Here is an 18,784-nt window from a genome sequence, read left to right as displayed (position 1 = left end):
AGCGCATCATGAATCGACGTACATGGATTATCAGGCTGGCGGTGTGCGCTCTTGCAGCGCATGCTTCGTTCGCCGCTTCAGTTGCATCGGCCGCCGATCCGGAAGTGGTCAAGATCGGCTTTGTCGGCCCGCTGACGGGGCCCGTCGCGCGTGTCGGCAAGGACCTGCAATACGGCGCGCAACTCGCCATCGACGAAGAAAACGCGAAGCATCCGACCGTGGCCGGCAAGCCCGTCAAGTTCGTGCTCGACGTACAGGACGATCAGGCCGATCCGCGCGTCGCGATCCAGGTCGCGCAAAAGCTGGTCGACGACGGCGTGGTCGGCGTGATCGGCCACTACAACTCGGGGTGCAGCATTCCCGCGTCCGCGGTGTATCACAACGCCAACGTCGCGATGATCACGCCGGGCTCGACCAATCCGCAACTCACGAAGCAGGGCTTCAAGAACGTGTTCCGCACGATGGGGCATGACGGCGTGGGCGGCGTGGTGGCGGGGCACTTCGTGGTCGAGCAGATGAAGGCCAAGCGGATCGGCATCATCGACGACCGCACGGCCTTTGGCCAAGGTCTTGCCGATGCGTTCGAAAAAGGCGCGAAGGAAGCGAACGGCAATATCGTCGACCGCGAATTCACGAACGACAAGGCTGTCGACTTCCGCGCGATTCTGACTTCGCTGAAGAGCAAGAATGTCGATCTGATCTTCTTCGGCGGACTGGACGAACAGGGCGCGATGCTGGTCAAGCAGATGCGCTCGCTCGGCATGGCGACGCAACTGTTCGGCGCGGGCGCGCTGAAGAGCAACGCGTTCCTGCAGATCGCCGGCGCTTCCGGCGAACGCACGCAGGATCTCGAACCCGGTCCCGCGCTCGACAAGCTGCCCGCCGCGCAGGACTTCGGCAAGCGCTACAAGGCGCGCTTCAACCAGGACGTCGAACTGTACGCGCCGTTTGCGTATGACGCCGCGCTCGCGATGCTGAAGGCGATCCATGACGCGAATTCGCTCGACAGGCAGAAGATCGTCGAGAGCCTCGCCAAGGTTTCGCTGACGGGCGTGACGGGCAAGATCACGTTCGATCCTTACGGCGATCTGATCAAGCCGCCCTATACGTTGTTCCAGGTCGAGCAGGGGCAGTGGAAGAGCATCAAGACCGTTGGCGGTGGAGTCTGATCGCGGGCTGAGCCATGGCGGCGCGGCGCGTTTCGCTCGCGCCGCTGCTTCAAGTGCCGCTGACGCATCGAAGCGCAGCGGACCGCTTCACAAATCCAGCTCCAGAAAACGCGTGCCCTCGACGGGATTGAACACATACGCCGAAATGGGCCTGAATCCGAGCGACGCGTAAAGCTGCTGGGCCGCCTGCATGGTCGGCAGCGTATCGAGCCGCATCTTCCTGTAGCCCGCTTCTCTGGCCGCGTGCACGACGGCTTGCGCAAGACGCCTGCCGAGTTGCTGGCCACGGCCTTCCTCGCGCACGTAGAGGCGCTTCATCTCGCAGATGTCATATTCGAACGGTCGCAGCGCGACGCAGCCGATCACGCGGCCATCGCGCCATGCGAGCAGAATCGCGCCGGCCGGAGGCGCGTATTTGCCGGGCAGCGAGGCCAGTTCCGCATCGAACGCCTGAAACGACAGATCGACGCCGAGGCTGTCCGCGTACTCGCGGAAGGTGGCGCGCACGGCGTCGAGATCATCGGGGAAGCGGGCGGGCTGGATGGCTGTCATCGAGGCGTTGAGAGGCAGGCGGGCGAGTCGATGGTCCTTTGTTAAGACGATAGCACGCTGGATGCGCAGTGGGATGGCAACGAAGCTGCATGCGCGTCATAGGCGCGAGCGCGGCGCGCCGCATGCGGACACGGCCTTTATCATTGATGGAAGTGGCGCGTCGTATCAGTCGAGACAGTGTCGTAGCGCGGCTGCGAAGGCGTGTGGCCGTTCCAGCATCATCATGTGCCCGGCTCCTTCGATGGTCTGGAAGCTCGCGCATTCGTTCGACACCCAGTCCGGCATATGCCAGCCGCCGCGCGAAAGCTCGCCGGCGATCAGGTGAACGCGATGCGTCCCGAAGACCGCGCGCACGGTCGAAAGATACAGCTTGTCTCCCGTCGTCGCGACGACGGATTGCCCCATCGCCCTCAGCGTCGACGCAGGTTGACGCGCGAGGCTGTGCGCGGCCGCTTCGCGCATGTCGGGTGTTGCGTTGACACCGGCGCCGCGCAACCATTCGAGTGGATCGCTGCGCAAGCGTTCGAGCAGAACGTTTGCATCGGCGTCGCTCATGCGGCCGACCGACGCCGACCAGAACGCGTCATCCAGCGTGAAATTGCCTTCGATATTGACGATCCTTCTCACACGCCCAGGATGCGCGTGGGCGAGCAGCATCGCGATTGCTCCGCCGACGGAATGCCCAACCACGTCGACCGTTTCGTCGCCAAACTGTTGCTGTATTGAACGGCGGATGTGCTCTGCCTGCGCGCGAAGAGTAATGGCATCGAATGTCATCTGCTGGTATTCGCCATAACCCAGCAGGTCCGGTGCGAGCACGCGGCGTGACGAACGCTGAACGGCGTGATCGTCCGCGAATTCCGTCACGCTCAGCGGACCGAAAAAGCCATGAATGAAAACGACGGGAGGACGAGTGCTCATACTCTTTTCTGGCCTTTGCGTCGATCCTGCGTCTGCTTCAGTTCCGCTTCGAGTTCGTCCATTTCCAGACGGTGCGTGCGGTCGTGATCGAGAAGCTCGCGCACAAGTTCTTCGAGCGTCATGCGCCTCGTGCCGTCGCGCAGGCCGCAACGCGCGAGTTGCTCGGGCTTCAGCTTCTTGAGCATCGTGCATAGATGCTTGCGCGATTGCGCGAACGCGCTGACGGCTGCCGTCATGTCCTGATGCAGATAGTCGCGTTCTTTCGCAAGTTCCGTTCCGTCGACGGAATCGATTACGGGCAGATGCCGGTTCCTCACTGCTGCGATCCGGTCTGCAAAGATAGCGTCGAGGTCGCGCAAATGACAGGCGTGCTCGACAGGCGCAAAGCCCGTGCCCTTTGGCCGCCGTGACCACTGAGCACTGGAAACGCGCGAGGCGAAACCGGAGACGGCGGCGGGCATCTGCGAGAGCGCTTCGATAACGCCTGCGAATGGCAGCAAGATTGGCTGCGGGCTGAATACCGCGCCATAGCTGAACAGCGCACCGCCGACACGTCCGCGCGCCTGCGTGACTTCATGGCCATGCTCCCGCATGACTTCCGCGATCATCGCGCCGCAGAACTGACGCGCCGTCGTGTCCTGTTCGACTTCGGGGAATTTCTCTCTGATCTCGTCGGTGACGGCGGCGATAGCCGCAACGCCCGCGCGCGAGAGGGCGGCGAACTCGATGTAGCGATCCGGCGCGACGAGCAGTCTTTCAAGCTGCTGTCCGAGCGGAGTCGTTCTGAAGCGGTCGAAGCGGGAATGCATGGGGAGCCGATCTGCCACATAAGTTCATAACGTCGCAAAACGATACGTTATGAGCTGATGTCCGGTCAAGTCATGCCACTTCGCGATTCGCGATCGTGGACTACTTTCTGGGCACCCGCACAAGCGCAACTAACTGTCTGCCCCGCGACCCGCCTCCCAAGGCTGCTACGCAGCCATACCCGCCTACACGCCGTGAGGCCGATACACGCTATGCACGGGCCGCACAAGAGCCGACCCGCCAGCGCATGAAAGAAAAACGCGCCAACCTCTCCTGTCACCCTCACCGACGCATATTCGACGACAGTGCTAGTCTTTCCGCTGATCGCGCTTTGGCCGGGACAGTGAACTTTGTCGCTTCATGGAAACTCCCGGCGCAACGGTACGCGGCAGGCGGCACTCGCGAGCCGTACTTGCATCGGGCTTTCGCGCACCAGCGCAAGAGCGCAAGAGCGCAAGAGCGCATCAGCGCATCAGCGCATCAGCGCATCAGCGCATCAGCGCATCAGCGCACAAAACCGCCTGCCGACCTGCCCAATCGATACAGACGACCGATGCGAGGTAACGTGCATGAACACACCATCAAGCGACGACGTTGTCTTTCTGTTCGATGTCGACAACACACTGCTCGACAACGATCACGTCCTGCAGGATCTGCGGATGCACATGATGCGCCAGTTCGGCGACGCAAACAGCTCGCGCTACTGGCGGATCTTCGAAGACCTGCGCGGCGAACTCGGATACGCGGACTATCTCGGCGCATTGCAGCGCTATCGGCATGAGCGTCAGGACGACACGCAGCTATTGCTGATGTCCTGCTACCTGATCGACTATCCGTTCGCCAACCGCATTTTTCCGGGCGCGCTCGATGCGCTTCGCTACGCGAGCCAGTTCGGCAAGACGGCGATTCTCTCGGACGGCGATGTCGTGTTCCAGCCGCGCAAGGTGTCGCGCGCGGGGCTGTGGGACGAAGTCGAAGGGCGGGTGCTGATCTACATCCACAAGGAACAGATGCTCGACGACGTGATCGCGCACTATCCCGCGCGGCACTACGTGATGGTCGACGACAAGCTGCGCATCCTCACGGCGATGAAGGAGCAATGGGGCGACCGGCTGACCACGATCTTTCCGCGGCAAGGTCACTATGCGCTCGACGAAGCGGAGATCGCGAAGTATCCCGATCCCGACATCACGATCGAACGGATCGGCGAACTGACGTCGATCGACTTCGACGGATTGACGGCGAAGGGACGCAAATAGAGCTGACAAAGCGCGACGCAGACGACACGAGTGTCAAGCGCGTCAAGCACGTGAACCGCGCCGCGCAGTCATTCGCTGATCCACCCGCCGCTCAGATCGCTACCCTGCAACAGCTCGAGCAACGTGCCGGCGGGATGACTGAGCCGCTTCGCGGCTAGCGCGATGAATTCGACGTCGGGCAGCGCGGGCAGGCTCGCGCTGTTGATGGGCGGCGCGAGCCCGCGCGCGGACACGTACTGCGACTTCGCCGTCAGCCCGAGGCCGCCGCGTGCAGCGGCGATGCAGCCGGCGTGACTGCTGCTCGTGCACACCACTTCCCAGCCGATGCCTTTCTCCGCGAGCGCATTCAGCACGACGGCGCGCGTGACGCTCGGCTCCGCGACCAGCACCAGCGGCAACGGCTGCCCGACATCGATCACCGTGCCGGGCCGCGCGATCCATTCGAGGCGCGAGCGCAGCAGCGGCGTGCCGCGTCGCTCGCCGAGGCGCCGCTTGCCGACCAGCAAATCGATCGACCCCGCATCGAGCAGTTCATACAGGCGGCTCGTCATGCCGATCGTGAGTTCCAGTTCCACATCGGGATGCGCCTGGCGAAACGCGGCCAGCACGTTGGGCAGCGCGCCGAGCGCGATATCGTCCGATGTGCCGAGACGCACGCGCCCCTTCAGCCGTGGCTTGCGAAACTGCGACTCCGCGCGATTGATGGCCTGCAGGATCACGTTCGCATGCACGAGCAGCGCTTCGCCATCGGCCGTCATCGCGAGCGAATGAGTATCGCGTATGAAGAGCCGCCTGCCGACGCTCTCTTCGAGGCGCCGGATATGTTCGCTTACGCTCGACTGATTCAGGCCGAGACAGTCTTTGGAACTAAATGTTATCCACCGAATGCCGGGAGTGACCGGTTCTGGCAGTGGGTTGCGAGCGCTGGACGGTTGTAATGGGATAACATTTTCTTCCAGGATTGTGGAACTAAAGTTTATACAAAACTGCCGTTTGAACTAAAGTTTACCCAATCTTGACGGTTGTTGGTTCACCGCGTATGGAGGCGTCATGGCGCCCCATTCAACTCTCTCGTCGCAGCAGCGCGCAAACGTCATGCGCGCTTACCGGTATCGTGGCCACCGAAACCGGCAGCTTTACCTTGTCTACAGCGTCAAAACAAACCGGGACTGGATTGTCTCTTCCGACTACCGATTCCTGCACTGGATCACGTACCTGGAGACGAATCCCGAGGTCGTCTCCTTCGAATTGTCGGACGATATAGTCGATCCCGACACTGCAGGGGAGCGGCCCAACGTTCATGCGCTAGTGACAACACGCGACAGTCGGATTGTGGGGCACAGGATAGTGCCAGACGGCTGTATCGCCGATCAAGAAGCGGCTCGGCCTACCAGCTTCGACTCGGCGAATGAAGTGCAACTGATCCGAGAGGCGGATCTGCGCTCAGGCGCCACTGTCGCGATGCGGTGGGCCAAGGTCATTGGTTTCGCTGCTGTGTTGCGGGATCAACGGCTCGTATCTGAGACGGTATTGGTGTCTCGCACCGCACGCGAGCTAGAAACGGGAACCGTGCGCCAGATCGTCGACGCCGTACCTGACGTCGACGACGCGTTCGTGAAGGGCTTGGTCGCGCGTTTGGCGATTGCCGCGTGGCTACGGCTAGACCTGTCCCGGACTGGCTATACGCTCGACACGCCGTGGCGGTGGGAGGGCGAAGCATGATTCCCGCAAAACGTGCACAAAGCTGGTCGCGTAAAGAAGCGTTGGCGAGTGCAGAACCACTCGACGCCTGGCCATCAGTCGATTTCGAACTGGGAGCGAGTCCTGATGACAAGACGAAATCGCGGAATCAGATGCTCGCGAACCGGATCAAGGCCATCCAGATGTTTTCGCAAGGCAAGACCTATCGCGATATCCAGGCGGTGACTGGCCAGAACCGTGCGATGGTGCGCATTCTGTTCAAGCGATGCCTCGAGATTGCCGGCGATGGACGCATTCAGGGATACAGAGCCCTTCTGCCATACGTGCACCTACGATCGAATGCCCGGCGCAACACAGTGCGGGAGAAGCGGCCGGAGCAGCAGGGGGGTATGTCGTGCGCGCTCGCCGCAATTCTGGCTCGGTTTCCTGATATGGAAGGCAAGCTCGTCGATCAACTCAAAAGAGACAGGCGCAATAAGCCCGCTCAATATCATCCGACCGGAACGAATCTGGTGCGCATATTCCACGGAGCATTGCGGCGGGAGAAGGTGACGGACGAGGAATGGCCATTTCGTACGAAGCACCAAGGACGACACACTATCGTGCCTTACATGCGATCGTTGTTTCGCCAATCCTTTAGCTGTGCCGTTGGACATGAGGGAGGGCCCGAGGCCAAGGCGCACGCTGCTACAGGAAGGGGGCCGGCTTCGATCATCCCTTACGCCGAACCGTTTGACGCCGTCGAAATCGACGCATACAAAATCGACGCGTTTTTCTCGATTGCTTTTCAGACACCTGCGGCAACACTGACGGAAGTGACGCTTCGCCGACTGTGGCTGCTTGCAGCCGTCGAGCGCATGACAACCGCGGTGCTAGCATACAGCGTGGTATACGCCAGTGAGGTCCGTGCGACGGATGTCGCGGCATTGATCCGCAAGGCCATTGTCGAGGTATGGCATCCGAAGAACCTCACCGTGCCACTGCTTGCATATCCGCCTGGCAGCGGATTGCCAAGCGGCGTTATACCCGAAGCAGCCCATGCCGTCTGGAGCGTCACAATGCTCGACGGTGCGCTCGCCAACCTCGCGTGCCGGATTCACGACTTCGTGCGCAGGAGCACGGGATTCGTCATTAACTGGGGACCGCCGGGCCATTTTGAGCGTCGCCCGAACGTGGAAAGGACGTTCGCAAAAATTGCGATGAACGTCTTCCAGCGCTTCCCGTCGACGACGGGATCCGGTCATGGAGACGGACGCGCGCCGGATGCGGAAGTCGCAGCGGGGCGATTCAAGATCCGCGCGGATGAGGCTGAGCAACTGGTTGACGTCCACTTTGCCGAGCATAACGCTGTGGCGGGTGAACGAAACTACTACAACACGCCGCTTGAAGCGATGCGCCAGTTTCTCTGTGGAGATTCTCCCCGATGCATGGTGAGAACGCTACCGCCCAACATCGGCGGCCTGCCGCGACTTGCGCTTCGAACCGAAGTGGTCACGGTGCGCGGCGCAATCCGATCGGGGCGCAGGCCGTACATCCAGCTCGAAAACGTGCGCTATACGAATCCACTTCTTGCCGATTCCGCGTGGCTGCTGGGCAAGCAGATCGTGATTCATATCGACGATGAAGATTTGAGGCAGGTTCGTGCGTTTCTGACCAGCGGCGAGGAGTACGGCGTGCTTGTGGCACGGGGGAAATGGGGCGTGACGAAGCACGATCTCACTACCCGCCGCGCAATTTTCAGTCTTGCCCACAGGCGCATCCTTCAATTGTGCCAGACCGATGATCCCGTGCAGACATACCTCGACTGGCTCGCCGTCAAAGCCAAAGCGAACACTAAGCGGCAGGCTCCAGCACCGAAAGAAGCGACCGAAGCCGCGCGAGTGGCACGCGACGCAGGCGTCAATCCGCGGCTTGGGGACGGCAGCACAAAGCGCAAGCCGGACTTGCGTATTGAGCCGATTGTCGAATCGCTGAAGCTGACGGTGATGCCTCCGCTGCCAGATGACTTTTTTACGACGAAGAAGCGGCTCAACAACAGATAGGAGGTGCGTATGGGCGTCGCACTTGATGAGCCAACTGCTCACGGGCGTAAAAGGATCAGTCACGAGGACGGTGACGCAGCTCCGGAAATGCCCGCTGGCGGCTGGTTGCCAGAACATCGCGCGGCTTTGCTCCCCCACCATCCCCTGACGAAGCGACGCTACACCATCCCCACGACGGTGATCCAGCACGCCTACCGGGCGAGTCGCGAACGTGTATACGCCCGACACACTGGCCTGATCTTCATCGGAAAGACACGATACGGCAAGACGACTTGCGCGAAGGCGATCCGCCAGTATCTGCTCGAGGAGTTTCCGCACATCCACGTGATCGTCGTGGCAGCGCGCTCGACGCTGCGGCCGGTCGCTGGGCACGCCTACCGTGTGATACTCGAAAGTGTAAAACACGTATGCGCGGCGAGAGCCGACGCGACCCTGTTATTGCGCAATGTGGTGGCGGATGTGGAGACAGCACTTGCCGCAAAAGGCGGAGATCACTTTGTCATGATTCTCGATGAAGTCAATCTGTTCGGGGACGAAGATATCGTCAGCCTTCTGGAACTCGGTAACCTGCTTGAGCTTCGCGGCATCACCATGACGGTGATTTCATTCGGACAACCGGGGGTCGCGCAACGGATAACCTCTTTGCAGCAGCAGAACAAGCAGCAGCTGATAGCGAGATTCTTTCGGCGTCCGAAGTCTTTTGTAGGCTGTACGGGGGTCGATATGCTCAGAGACGTGCTCACTTATCTGGACACCGGGAGCGAATGGCCAGAAGGGTCGGGCTGGAGCTACACCGAATTTTTCTTTCCACAGGCGTATCAACGGGGATTCCGGTTCCATCGCTGCGCGGAACTGATCTGGCAGGAAATGTCGGCAGCGATGCCTGACGCCGAGGACGGATTGAACATGGAGGCGATCACCATGACCATTGACTGGCTCTTTCTGTCGCTTCATCGGTTTGACAATGAGCAGTTCGTGCTGGAGGCGAAAGATATCCAGAATGCCATCGATGTTTCGGACCTCAGCTGGGGAAGCTGACGGAGAAGAGTCGCATGAGACGGATCCTGAATGCGACCGATCGTGATTTTCCCAACGCTCGGCTGACCTGGCTGGCCGGCAGTATCGCGCCATTCGAGTCAGGCTGGCTGGTCTTTGCGCGCGTGATGGCAATCAACTGCCTCGCGTGGGAAGAGCTTCGACGCTTGCTTTCATTGTCGGAAGTTGGAAGGGCAAGGTCCGCAGACGATCTGCTTTGTGGATACTGGGTTTCGTTCCACGTCTATTCCTCACTCCTGGGTGAGCCGCGATTTGTCCTTCAAAGGGGTTTTCTGGACGCGCTGGGGTTTCCGTCTTCTGGTAAGAACACCATGGGCATCCGGCATTGTCCGGAGTGCATGCGTGCTGGGTATCACTGCAGTCTCTTTGCGATTGGGGCACTGACGCACTGCCCATGGCATCGCGTTGCCCTGACCCGAGGGTGCACGCGATGCGCCATGGCGGTACGAAACATGGATCCGCGTAACGCGTCCGAAGGTGTTGTTTGTCCGGTGTGCGGTACGCGAATCATTGATGCAACTCGTCGTGTCACCAGTCGCGTGGATCCCGAACTTTGCCGTGAAGCGGAAGAATCGTGCAAGCAGATCGTCGCCTGGTGGCGCGCCGTGCGCGAAAGGGAGCCGTGCGCAAACGATCTGCTCGGGGACGCATTGAGTGCTGTCGCGCGAGATCGTCACGTCAGGCTGAAATGGGGCAGCGTGCAGGCGCTTGTATCGTTGCCGAGGTGTTGGCAATCGTCTCCCGTTGAGACGACACCCGCAATGATTGTCAGATGGCCGACTCCAACGGATGCCTGTGTGCTGGACGACGAGACTTGGGAGAAACTCGCTATCCGGCACTATCGCAGCGTGCGACGCAAGATATTTCGGCGCTTTATCCGTCGGCATCGGCGTTGTCTGTCGATTCTTGCTTCGGCGGAGAGGTCCGATTTCAGTTGTCTTGATCGGGAGTATGCGTGTGCCGTTTGCATCGCTTACATTACCTGGAGGCGTGCGGTCGAGCAGGATGGCGCGGAGATCGAGCGGGAACTAAAGTTGTTGCGGTTGATCGACTCGGATTATCCGCGTACTGCAGTGAGCGAAGCTCGCCTGATCGATCCTCCGCGATCGTTTTCCGACCACTGGCCTGCCTCGGGAGACGCGCACCGCGATGGTTCAGTTGAACGCTGGACATTGAGACCATTGTCTCTACGCGGGATGATTCCGCCGCCTGATCTCGTTCCTCGCCTCCTGTATGCCGAGTTCCTCAGGCTGTGGATGGAACTGGAGGTCGGTCACATTGAGGAGAACGTCAAGGTGGTGATCAACCCACTGACGTCCGGCGAACTTCAACTGCCCTCTGCTATTACGAGTACACGCGCAGATCAGCGCTCGTCCGCACCGGGGCGTGGCTTTTCCGTCTTGCTACCTGATGCGCGATCGCTGCTGGACCACGCAAACGCACGTTGCAGCCACCGTCGATCAGTCGGCGGTTCGATGTTCGACGCGCACGCCCAGTTTAATGCGGATACTTTCCCTTGGCAGGACCGTGAAATTCCCCATCCACTGTTCAAACTGCGTTATGGTCACGGGAGTGGCTCTCGGTTTGAGAATGTTATTCCCTTTCCGTCCATGATCGGCTGATACGCACAATTTCTCGGGACACCGCACGATCCATCGTGTCCTGGACATCTTGAGTTCGGCTGGCCATCACATGGACCTGCATGGAGACTCGTCCCGCACGCCACGTCAATCGTCTGTGTATGTTCTGGCCGGCGAAGTCCGCCGGCCTGCGCAGCTCATGGACGGAGTCGGACCAGCCTCTCATAAGGCGTTCGGACCCGGTTCAGACTCGTGGAGTGATGCGCGCTGCTGTCCGGATGTCTGCTATCTGGATCCCTTGCCGAGCACAACGTCCACCCGGCCGGTCTGGAGTGCGGCGATGCGCGCGTCAACCGCGACCGGACGAATTTCCGCCGCGAAGCCCAGATCCTTCGCGATCTGTTTGCAGATGTCTACGTCGAGTGCGTATCCACACACGCTTTATGTCCTGTTGCGATGAACAACTCATCCTGCCCTATGCACGGCGCCTGGCAGGAAAACTACCGGCTGCCGACCACGACCACCGGCTCATGCCACTGTGGGCGGAACTGCGCGCTTTGCTCGGGCAGCTGGATCCGCGGCAGGACGGCAAGGAAGTGCTCGCCATTGAAGAGGTGATCTGGCACCTGGACGCCGTCGATCCATTGTCCTTCTCGTTCAGATATCCGACCAGCAAAAAAGGTGAGGTGTCACTGCCTGAGCTCAGGCATATCAACGTAAGACACCTTGGCGAGGTTACGGACAGCGTGTTCATGATGCTGGGCGGAATCTATTCGTGGCTGGGGGAACTGGAGCGCAATACGGACGTTTATTGACCGGTTGGCTCGTGCCTGAAGCGGCATGGAGCAGCATGGAGAGGAAACGACCCGCGCATCGACAGACGGCTCGCGGGATCAGCGTGCTGGATTGCTACTGGCGGCGGCCCTTGCCCGCCGTCTGGCAGCACGCGCTTTCTGCCCGTCCTCGATCGCCTGGGCCATCTCTTTGGCAATCGCATACAGGTGCGGATAGCGTTGCGCGAGTCCGTCGTCGGTTAAAAGCCGGCGCTTGCCTGAGATGCTGATTCCGAATTGTGCTTCAGGTGTCATCCCGAACTTCACCACCATGAGGTCCACAAAGCGGTGACGCCTGAAGCCGATATTCAGGTCGACGATCTCCGCGGGCTGAGGTGTCCGTTGGAAATCTTCCGTGAGCTGATCGATCGCGAACATCACAAGCTCAAGGTGGCGTTCCAGATAGCCCTGGGTGACGCGATCGAGTGTCATGCCGGCCGGAAGTCTGGATTCAATCGCCGATCTTACTGACGGATCCGTCGCTGCGAAGCGCAACAGCCAGCGATCCGGTTTGTAAACGGGGTAACCCAGGTCCGTGCTGATGTGCAGGGCGGTGATCTGGCCGAAGCTGTGGCGCGACAATCTGGATGAGAGACGCGCGACAATCAGCTTGAGAATGTCGCGGCAGGAATGATGATGCCGATGTTGATTGACGCTGACAAGCGTTTATTGATTGACGCGCGGTTTTGATTGACGCTGGCGAGCGGGGGTCGCGCGACAATCAAGATGAGGACTTCAGTCGTTGAGGATTACTGTGTAACACGTGACGCTGCAGGTATTCTGGTCGCGCGACAATCAGGATAAGAATGTGGTGGCGAGGGTAATGACGCCGGTGTTGATTGACGCCGGCGAGCTTGGCCTGCCAGCCGCGCGTCAATCTGGATGAGAACAGCGCGTCAGTCGGTGAGGTCGATGCCGTAACGCGTGACGATGGCTTTGAGCACGCGCTTTACGCTCTCGCGTTTGATCTCGATGAGCATCGTCGAAGTGCAGCTGGCTTCCATTGCAGCCAGTGCGTCGCCGAGCAGGGCCAGCAACGTAACGCGTGACGCCAGGGCTTCCTCACCAATGGCGTCTATCACGGCCCGTTTGCGCCGCAAGCGATACGCACGTTGCCGTTGCGCTCCAGTGAGCGCGCGGGGCGTCGGCATCGAACTGCCGGATGCGTCGTCACGCGTTACACCCGTGAGCTGCGAATTTCCCGTCATTGTTGATCCTCCTGTTTTGGCGGCACGCCGACGTTCTTTGGTGTCGCTCGACTGGCCGGGCGTCCCGGACCCTGCTGCTTGCGCTCCAGGGCGGTACGGCGACGGTAGCTTTCGACGTTCAGCTCGAAGATGGTCGAGTGATGGACCAGCCGGTCGACGGCGGCCACCGTCATGGCCCGGTCGGGGAAGACCTTCTCCCATTCGCCGAACGGCTGGTTGGCCGTTATGCAAAGAGAACGGTGCTCATACCTGGCGCTGATGAGCTCGAACAGCACCGACGTCTCGGCCTGATCCTTGCTGACGTATGCGAAATCATCCAAAACAAGGAGATCGAATCGATCCAGCCGGTTGATGGCAGACTCCAGAGCGAGCTCGCGGCGCGCGACCTGCAACCGCTGCACGAGGTCCGTAGTGCGAGCGAAGAGGACCTTCCAGCCCTTCTCCAGCAGGCTCAGTCCAATGGCCGACGACAAGTGCGATTTGCCACCCCCACTCGAACCAGCGACACACTGCCCATGATCATGCAGATGAGGTAGTCGTTCGGTATCCATATCATCCACGCGCAGGCGAAAGGATCAACGTGATCGGGGTCAATCGCTTTCGCGGTGAGTCGTATCTGATCATCATGCAACCGGATGGCACCCGCACCCATCTTCCGCCGTGGATGACCTCGGAGGGTGCCGCTCATATGCGCGTCGTTGCCCAGCCATCACTACCGCTTGAAGTGCTGTACGAACTGCAGCGTCTCGTGAACGCCGCGCTATCTTGTGATGTGTTGTCCACTCACAAGGTAACGGGCGATGCGAAAGACGATGATGAAACAACAGGAACTGTTCAGGGAAGCCGGAAACAACGAACAAATGTCGGAGGACCTGCAGGCGGAAGTGGTGGCGCAGTTGGCGCTGCTGATCCAGTCGGTGATCGACGCCGAACAAAGAGAGGTGCGTGATGAACAAGATCCGCGCTGAACATCTTGCACGCAAGGCGTGCGTTTACATCCGGCAGTCGACATTCGACCAGGTACAGAACAACCGGGAGAGCCGGCTACGTCAGTACAGCCTTGCAGACCGTGCGCGAAGCCTAGGCTGGCCCGACGTGTCGGTCATTGATGACGATCTGGGGCGATCGGGCTCAGGTATACATCGACCCGGCTTCGAGCGGCTGCTCGCGGCACTATGCAGTGGTGAGATCGGCGCAGTATTCTGTATCGAGGCGTCGCGGCTCGCGCGCAACGGACGGGACTGGCACACGCTGCTTGAGTTCTGCCGGCTCGTGGGAACGATCCTGGTGGACGAGGATGGCATCTACGACCCGCGGGAACCGAACGATCGACTGTTACTCGGCATGAAGGGCACGTTATCGGAGATGGAACTCTCGACGTTTCGTCAGCGTTCCCAGGCCGCACTCGATCAGAAGGCAAAACGTGGAGAGCTGTTTATGAGCGTGCCTATTGGTTATGTGCGCGCACCCAACGATCGCATCGAGAAGGATCCCGATCAACGTATTCGCGAGGCACTCGATCTCGTGTTTCGGAAGTTCCGTGAGATGGGTAGTGTCAGGCAGGTTCTGCTATGGATCCGCCAGGAGCACATCGAATTGCCCGCAGCGAACTATGGGGCAGAGGGTCGCCATATCGTCTGGAAACTGCCGGTCTACAATACGTTGCTACACATTCTGACGAATCCGACATACGCCGGCGCCTATGCGTTTGGCAAGACGAAGACGATCGTGCGTATCGAGAATGGCCGGAAGCGGCTTCATGGTGGCAAGCAGGTAAACCGCGAAGACTGGCAGGTGCTGATTGTCGATCATCATGCGACTTACATCAGCTGGGACGAATACGAAAGTAATCGCAAACTGATCACTGACAATGCCAACATGAAAGGCACCATGGTCCGAGGCGCTGTTAAACGCGGAAGTACACTATTGGCAGGGCTGCTGCGTTGCGGCCACTGTGGCCGTAAGCTGCACGTTGCCTATTCAGGAATCGATGGCAAGGTCGGTCGATACGACTGTCGTGGCAGCATGATCAATCATGGCGGACCGAAATGCATTTCGTTCGGTGCGTTTCGCATTGATCGTCTGGTATCCGAAGAAATTCTCCGCCGACTTGAACCGCTGGGGATTCGTGCATCGCTGGAAGCGCTTGAGCACAAACGAATCAGCGAGGATGAGCGAATCCGCCACAAGGAGCTGGCACTCGAACAGGCCCGCTACGAAGCTTCTCGCGCACGGCGGCAATATGATGCGATTGATCCGGAGAATAGGCTGGTTGCTTCGGAACTGGAGCGTCGGTGGAATGAGGCATTAACGATACAGGCACAGCGGCAAGCAGAGCTTGATGAACTGCGTGAGCATCCCGAAGACGCGCTAAGCGATGCCGCCCGCGAAGAGATCATGCGGCTCGGAGCGGATCTGGAGAGCCTGTGGAATCATCCTGCCAGCCCCATCGAAATCAAGAAACGTATCCTGCGTACCGTACTCAAGGAAATCGTCGTTACGAAACAGGGCAGCACTATCCGGACGCTCCTGCACTGGCAGGGCGGGGATCACACCGAGCTTGTGTTTGAGTCGAATCGGACCGGACAGCATCGTTGGTCGACTGCCGCTGAAACGGTCGATATTGTTCGCGCGCTGGCCAGATCGCTTCCCGATATGGCAATTGCTTCAGTCATCAACCGGTTGGGGAAGCGCACCGCCAAAGGTCTCTCATGGACGGCCGCACGCGTGTGTATTTTGCGTCGTGACCATTCAATTGCTGCCTATCGGGAGGGAGAGCGGCAGGAGCGCAACGAACTGAATGCTGCGGAGGTCGCCGCCGTCCTTGGCGTGAGCGGAGCAACAGTCCTTCGTCTGATCCGAATCAAGGAGCTTCCCGCGACACAGGCCTGTGCAGGCGCACCGTGGATCGTGAAGCGAATAGATGTGGACGCATTGATCGCGAGGCGCGAGGCTTTTACTGGTCCGCAGTCAGCCAATCCGGATCAGTTATCCATTGATCTTCAATAACATAGAGAGGTGAGCATTATGTCTCGAGTCCGCTGGGCCCCAGAAGAATCAGGTTGGTGCCGTTACGCAACCAGCCGTCGCCAGCGCAAAGCGCCGAGACGTGCGCCCTGGACACCATCGGCACTGCATCGAAATCAAAGTTCTCCAGCGTCTTGCCCGGCAATAGCTTGGCGTCCTTGAGGTGACGCTCGATCCGGCGTCGATCACGCTCGGCGATCTCGTGTTCGGCCAGCGCCATCAGCAGGCGCGCTGCCGGCCAGCCTTCCGTGTCGGAGCGCTCGGCAAAGCTGGACCAGATCTGCTTGATGGCCGGCAGCCGCAGATCGTTGAGCAGCAGCGACAGGCGGGTGGCGTCGATGTCGTGACTCATGCTGCCACCTCCGTTGCCATGTCAAGCAGAGCTTCATAGTCGCTCAGCGGTGCGAGCTGGACGCTCACCTCAGGCATGGCGCTCGCGGGCTTCGCTTCGAAACGCGAACACAGTGCGTCCAGATCGGGTAACTGTCCATCGTCCAGGCACCGCTGCAGCGCCTGGGCCAGTTGCGCTTCGCAGTTGTGCTCGTGGGCCAGGCTGAGCAATTCAACCATGGTCCTGCATGCCTGGCGCTCCGGGAGTTGCTCGAGCAGGCGCTCGAAGCTCAGGCGATAGGCCTCACGCGGAAAGATCTGATCGCGGTAGACCAGGTTGAGCAGGGCCATGGGCTTGCGGCGCAGCGCGTGGATGACGTGCCGGTAGTTGATGACGTGGCCGTGCTTGCCGTTGGGACCGGGACGGCCGCGCTGCAGTGTCATCAGGGCCGTACTGCCCAGAAACAGCTCCAGCCGGTCGTCGTACAAGCGTACGCGCAGGTGATGGCCGATCAGCCGTGACGGAACGGTATAGAACACCTTGCGCAGAACGAAGCCACAACTGGTCGTGACGTACACGCGCGTTTCCTCGTAGTCGCACGTACGCTGGGCCGGAAGCGGCTGAAGCAGTGCCCGCTCGGCCTCAATGCGTTTGCCATTACGCGCGTTGATTCGACCGACGATCTCATCGATGAAGCGGCGATAGGAATCGAGATCGTCGAAGTCGTTAGTGCCGCGCAGAAGCAACGCATCGCGCACTGCGTTCTTAAGGTGGCCGTGAGGGCTCTCGATGGAGCCGTTCTCATGGGCGATGCCACGGTTGTTGCGCGTGGGCTGCATGCCGTAGTGGGCGCACAGCGCTTCGTAACGCGTGGTCAGATCCTCGCGCGCCTGGGCTTCGAGATTGCGGAACGCCGCCGACAGGCTGTCGCTGCGGTGTTCGCGCGGCACGCCTCCGAGTGCCCAGATGGCGTTCTGCAACCCTTCAGCCAGCGCGACATAGCTCTCGCCGCCGAGAATGACGTGAGCGTGCTCAAAGCCCGAGCAGGCCAGCCGGAAGTGATAGAGGCGGTGGTCAAGCGTGAGACCCGCCACGGTGACGCCCAGGCTGTCCATCTCGGTGAAGTCGGACAAACCGAGACGACCGGGTTCGTGTACCTGACGGAACATGACGTCACGTTCCTCGCCATGGAGTGCGCGCCAGTCGCGAATCCGCCGCTCCAGTGTGCGGCGCACGTTGCCCGGCAGGTCGGGATGGCGCCGAAGCATCTCGTCCAGTACGGCGATCGGCCGGATGCCGGAAGCGGACTGGAGCAGCGGCACGATCTCGGTGTCAAAGATTGCCGCAAGAGGATCGGGACGGCGACGCCCACGTGGTGTCTTCTTCTGCGATGGCAGTCGCCGGTCCTGTTCGATGCGATAGCCCCGTGGCGGCGCTGAACCCAGCGCGCGCAGCCGCTTGGGGCGGCCCCTCCTTGAGTCTGTACTTCATGTATAGCCTCATCTGATGGTCGTTGATGTGTCGGCCGGGCAACTCAGCCTCCCTTCGCTACAAGGAAGAGCTGTTCATACCCGATTTACCGCGACCACCGACAAGGCACCCCGACGACGGGGGAGCTCCTCGGCGCGGCGTTGCGGCAGCGGTTCCGGGCTACGCCCTCCACCGCTGCCGCAACGCCAGTACTCTCATCCTGATTGACGCGCTGCTCTCATCTTGTTTGACGCGCGGCACCGAAGCCTCGGATCGCCGTCACTTCATCGAACAGGGAGCGCTCATCGGCCGTATTGTTATGACCCGGCGCACCGATGGCCTGCCGCGCGAACTGGATCGCCTCTGCGGGTAGAAGGGTCTTCAGGTTGTGCTCGATCTGCAGGGCGGTGGCAATGTGAGTGGCGGCAATGCGCTCCCAGGCCGCGCCGAGCGCGAGCAGCCGTTCGTGCTTCAGCGTATAGCGCTTGAGGCCCGACAGGATGCCTGCCTGCGCAGGCAAGCCGCGGAAATCGTCCAGCGGACATGGCGTCATGGCTCGCAGCCTGTCGATCAGCTTGCTTGCGATATACGCGTATTGATCCGCGTAGAGTGGCTTGTCCCACGACTGCTGCCACAAGGCGTCGATTCCTTTACTGGAGTCCAGCGTCGACGCCTCGAGTATGGCGTTTACTTTTGCGATAAAGGTGTCCCGTCCTCCGTCCGCCGCGGTGCAGTGCCCGGCCAGAAGTTCGAAGAGCTGGTGCACAAGACTCGGGACAGGGGGGCGGGCAGAGGACATGGATGCGGCGAGCATTCTTCAGGTTCTGA

16 protein-coding genes and 5 pseudogenes are annotated in these 18,784 nt (G+C 60.4%); 10 read left to right on the top strand and 11 right to left on the bottom strand.

Features of this window, described 5'->3' with window-relative positions:
• The first annotated feature begins 8 nt into the window (after positions 1–8).
• On the top strand, positions 9–1,169 hold the full coding sequence (locus tag BN2476_RS33315; protein WP_087738442.1) for a branched-chain amino acid ABC transporter substrate-binding protein: 1,161 nt from the start codon (positions 9–11) through the stop codon (positions 1,167–1,169).
• An 87-nt stretch (positions 1,170–1,256) separates the two neighbouring features.
• On the opposite strand, the gene BN2476_RS33310 is transcribed toward BN2476_RS33315, so the two are convergent.
• From BN2476_RS33310 to BN2476_RS33300, 3 genes are all read right to left on the bottom strand, one after another.
• Positions 1,257–1,721, bottom strand: a complete 465-nt coding sequence (locus BN2476_RS33310; RefSeq protein ID WP_087738441.1) for a GNAT family N-acetyltransferase — start codon at positions 1,719–1,721, stop codon at positions 1,257–1,259.
• Positions 1,722–1,886: 165 nt separating this feature from the next.
• Complete coding sequence (locus BN2476_RS33305) at positions 1,887–2,642, bottom strand: alpha/beta fold hydrolase (protein ID WP_087738440.1); 756 nt, start codon at positions 2,640–2,642, stop codon at positions 1,887–1,889.
• Complete coding sequence (locus BN2476_RS33300; RefSeq protein WP_087738439.1) at positions 2,639–3,451, bottom strand: DinB family protein; 813 nt, start codon at positions 3,449–3,451, stop codon at positions 2,639–2,641. Before BN2476_RS33300 ends, BN2476_RS33305 begins: the two co-directional genes overlap by 4 nt.
• A gap of 567 nt (positions 3,452–4,018) precedes the next feature.
• Here BN2476_RS33300 and BN2476_RS33295 point away from each other — a divergent pair.
• The gene (locus BN2476_RS33295) at positions 4,019–4,708 is read left to right on the top strand and encodes an HAD family hydrolase (RefSeq protein WP_087738438.1); all 690 of its coding nucleotides are present in this window, start codon (positions 4,019–4,021) and stop codon (positions 4,706–4,708) included.
• Positions 4,709–4,776: 68 nt separating this feature from the next.
• On the opposite strand, the pseudogene BN2476_RS33290 reads toward BN2476_RS33295, so the two are convergent.
• Positions 4,777–5,562 (bottom strand): annotated as a pseudogene (locus tag BN2476_RS33290) (LysR family transcriptional regulator); the annotation flags it as partial.
• A gap of 196 nt (positions 5,563–5,758) precedes the next feature.
• On the opposite strand from BN2476_RS33290, the gene BN2476_RS33285 reads away from it, so the two are divergent.
• Genes BN2476_RS33285 through BN2476_RS45870 form a run of 4 tightly spaced genes read left to right on the top strand, consistent with a single transcriptional unit; the run spans position 5,759 to position 11,129 of the window.
• Positions 5,759–6,430 (top strand): hypothetical protein, encoded by a 672-nt coding sequence (locus BN2476_RS33285; RefSeq protein WP_143811103.1) that lies wholly within the window; start codon positions 5,759–5,761, stop codon positions 6,428–6,430.
• Positions 6,427–8,451, top strand: a complete 2,025-nt coding sequence (locus tag BN2476_RS33280; protein WP_087738436.1) for a hypothetical protein — start codon at positions 6,427–6,429, stop codon at positions 8,449–8,451. Before BN2476_RS33285 ends, BN2476_RS33280 begins: the two co-directional genes overlap by 4 nt.
• Before the next feature lie 9 nt (positions 8,452–8,460).
• On the top strand, positions 8,461–9,489 hold the full coding sequence (locus BN2476_RS33275) for an AAA family ATPase (protein ID WP_087738435.1): 1,029 nt from the start codon (positions 8,461–8,463) through the stop codon (positions 9,487–9,489).
• 14 nt (positions 9,490–9,503) lie between these two features.
• A complete protein-coding gene (locus BN2476_RS45870; protein WP_143811102.1) occupies positions 9,504–11,129 on the top strand; it encodes a hypothetical protein in 1,626 nt (541 codons plus the stop codon).
• A 243-nt stretch (positions 11,130–11,372) separates the two neighbouring features.
• On the opposite strand, the gene BN2476_RS49790 is transcribed toward BN2476_RS45870, so the two are convergent.
• Positions 11,373–11,525, bottom strand: a complete 153-nt coding sequence (locus BN2476_RS49790) for a transporter substrate-binding domain-containing protein (RefSeq protein WP_087738433.1) — start codon at positions 11,523–11,525, stop codon at positions 11,373–11,375.
• Here BN2476_RS49790 and BN2476_RS33260 point away from each other — a divergent pair.
• Positions 11,510–11,902, top strand: a complete 393-nt coding sequence (locus tag BN2476_RS33260; protein WP_162497896.1) for a hypothetical protein — start codon at positions 11,510–11,512, stop codon at positions 11,900–11,902. The genes BN2476_RS49790 and BN2476_RS33260 overlap by 16 nt on opposite strands.
• A 78-nt stretch (positions 11,903–11,980) precedes the next feature.
• On the opposite strand, the gene BN2476_RS33255 is transcribed toward BN2476_RS33260, so the two are convergent.
• The 3 genes and pseudogenes from BN2476_RS33255 to BN2476_RS33245 all read right to left on the bottom strand — a co-directional run.
• Entirely contained in the window at positions 11,981–12,502 is a 522-nt protein-coding gene (locus BN2476_RS33255) for a hypothetical protein (protein ID WP_087738431.1), read from the bottom strand.
• A gap of 314 nt (positions 12,503–12,816) precedes the next feature.
• Complete coding sequence (locus tag BN2476_RS33250; protein ID WP_087738430.1) at positions 12,817–13,128, bottom strand: hypothetical protein; 312 nt, start codon at positions 13,126–13,128, stop codon at positions 12,817–12,819.
• Positions 13,125–13,628 (bottom strand): annotated as a pseudogene (locus BN2476_RS33245) (ATP-binding protein); the annotation flags it as partial. The pseudogene BN2476_RS33245 and the gene BN2476_RS33250, both read right to left, overlap by 4 nt.
• Here BN2476_RS33245 and BN2476_RS50105 point away from each other — a divergent pair.
• The 3 genes and pseudogenes from BN2476_RS50105 to BN2476_RS33240 form a co-directional block, all read left to right on the top strand.
• Positions 13,607–13,870, top strand: a pseudogene (locus BN2476_RS50105) (DUF5372 family protein); the annotation flags it as partial. The pseudogenes BN2476_RS33245 and BN2476_RS50105 overlap by 22 nt on opposite strands.
• A 70-nt stretch (positions 13,871–13,940) precedes the next feature.
• Positions 13,941–14,096: a hypothetical protein gene (locus tag BN2476_RS46725; protein WP_160111802.1), complete on the top strand. Its 156-nt coding sequence runs from the start codon at positions 13,941–13,943 to the stop codon at positions 14,094–14,096.
• Entirely contained in the window at positions 14,077–16,137 is a 2,061-nt protein-coding gene (locus BN2476_RS33240; RefSeq protein WP_087738429.1) for a recombinase family protein, read from the top strand. Before BN2476_RS46725 ends, BN2476_RS33240 begins: the two co-directional genes overlap by 20 nt.
• 28 nt (positions 16,138–16,165) lie before the next feature.
• Here BN2476_RS33240 and BN2476_RS33235 read toward each other — a convergent pair.
• The 3 genes and pseudogenes from BN2476_RS33235 to BN2476_RS33225 all read right to left on the bottom strand — a co-directional run.
• Positions 16,166–16,507, bottom strand: a pseudogene (locus tag BN2476_RS33235) (ATP-binding protein); the annotation flags it as partial.
• Positions 16,504–18,019, bottom strand: a pseudogene (gene istA, locus BN2476_RS33230) (IS21 family transposase). The pseudogenes BN2476_RS33235 and istA, both read right to left, overlap by 4 nt.
• 175 nt (positions 18,020–18,194) lie before the next feature.
• Complete coding sequence (locus BN2476_RS33225; RefSeq protein WP_143811100.1) at positions 18,195–18,722, bottom strand: hypothetical protein; 528 nt, start codon at positions 18,720–18,722, stop codon at positions 18,195–18,197.
• Between the last annotated feature and the right edge of the window lie 62 nt (positions 18,723–18,784).

Source organism: Paraburkholderia piptadeniae, from assembly GCF_900007165.1.
Classification (GTDB): Bacteria; Pseudomonadota; Gammaproteobacteria; order Burkholderiales; family Burkholderiaceae; genus Paraburkholderia; species Paraburkholderia piptadeniae.
Note: the sequence above shows the minus strand (reverse complement) of the source record. Positions and strands in the feature narration are given on the sequence as shown.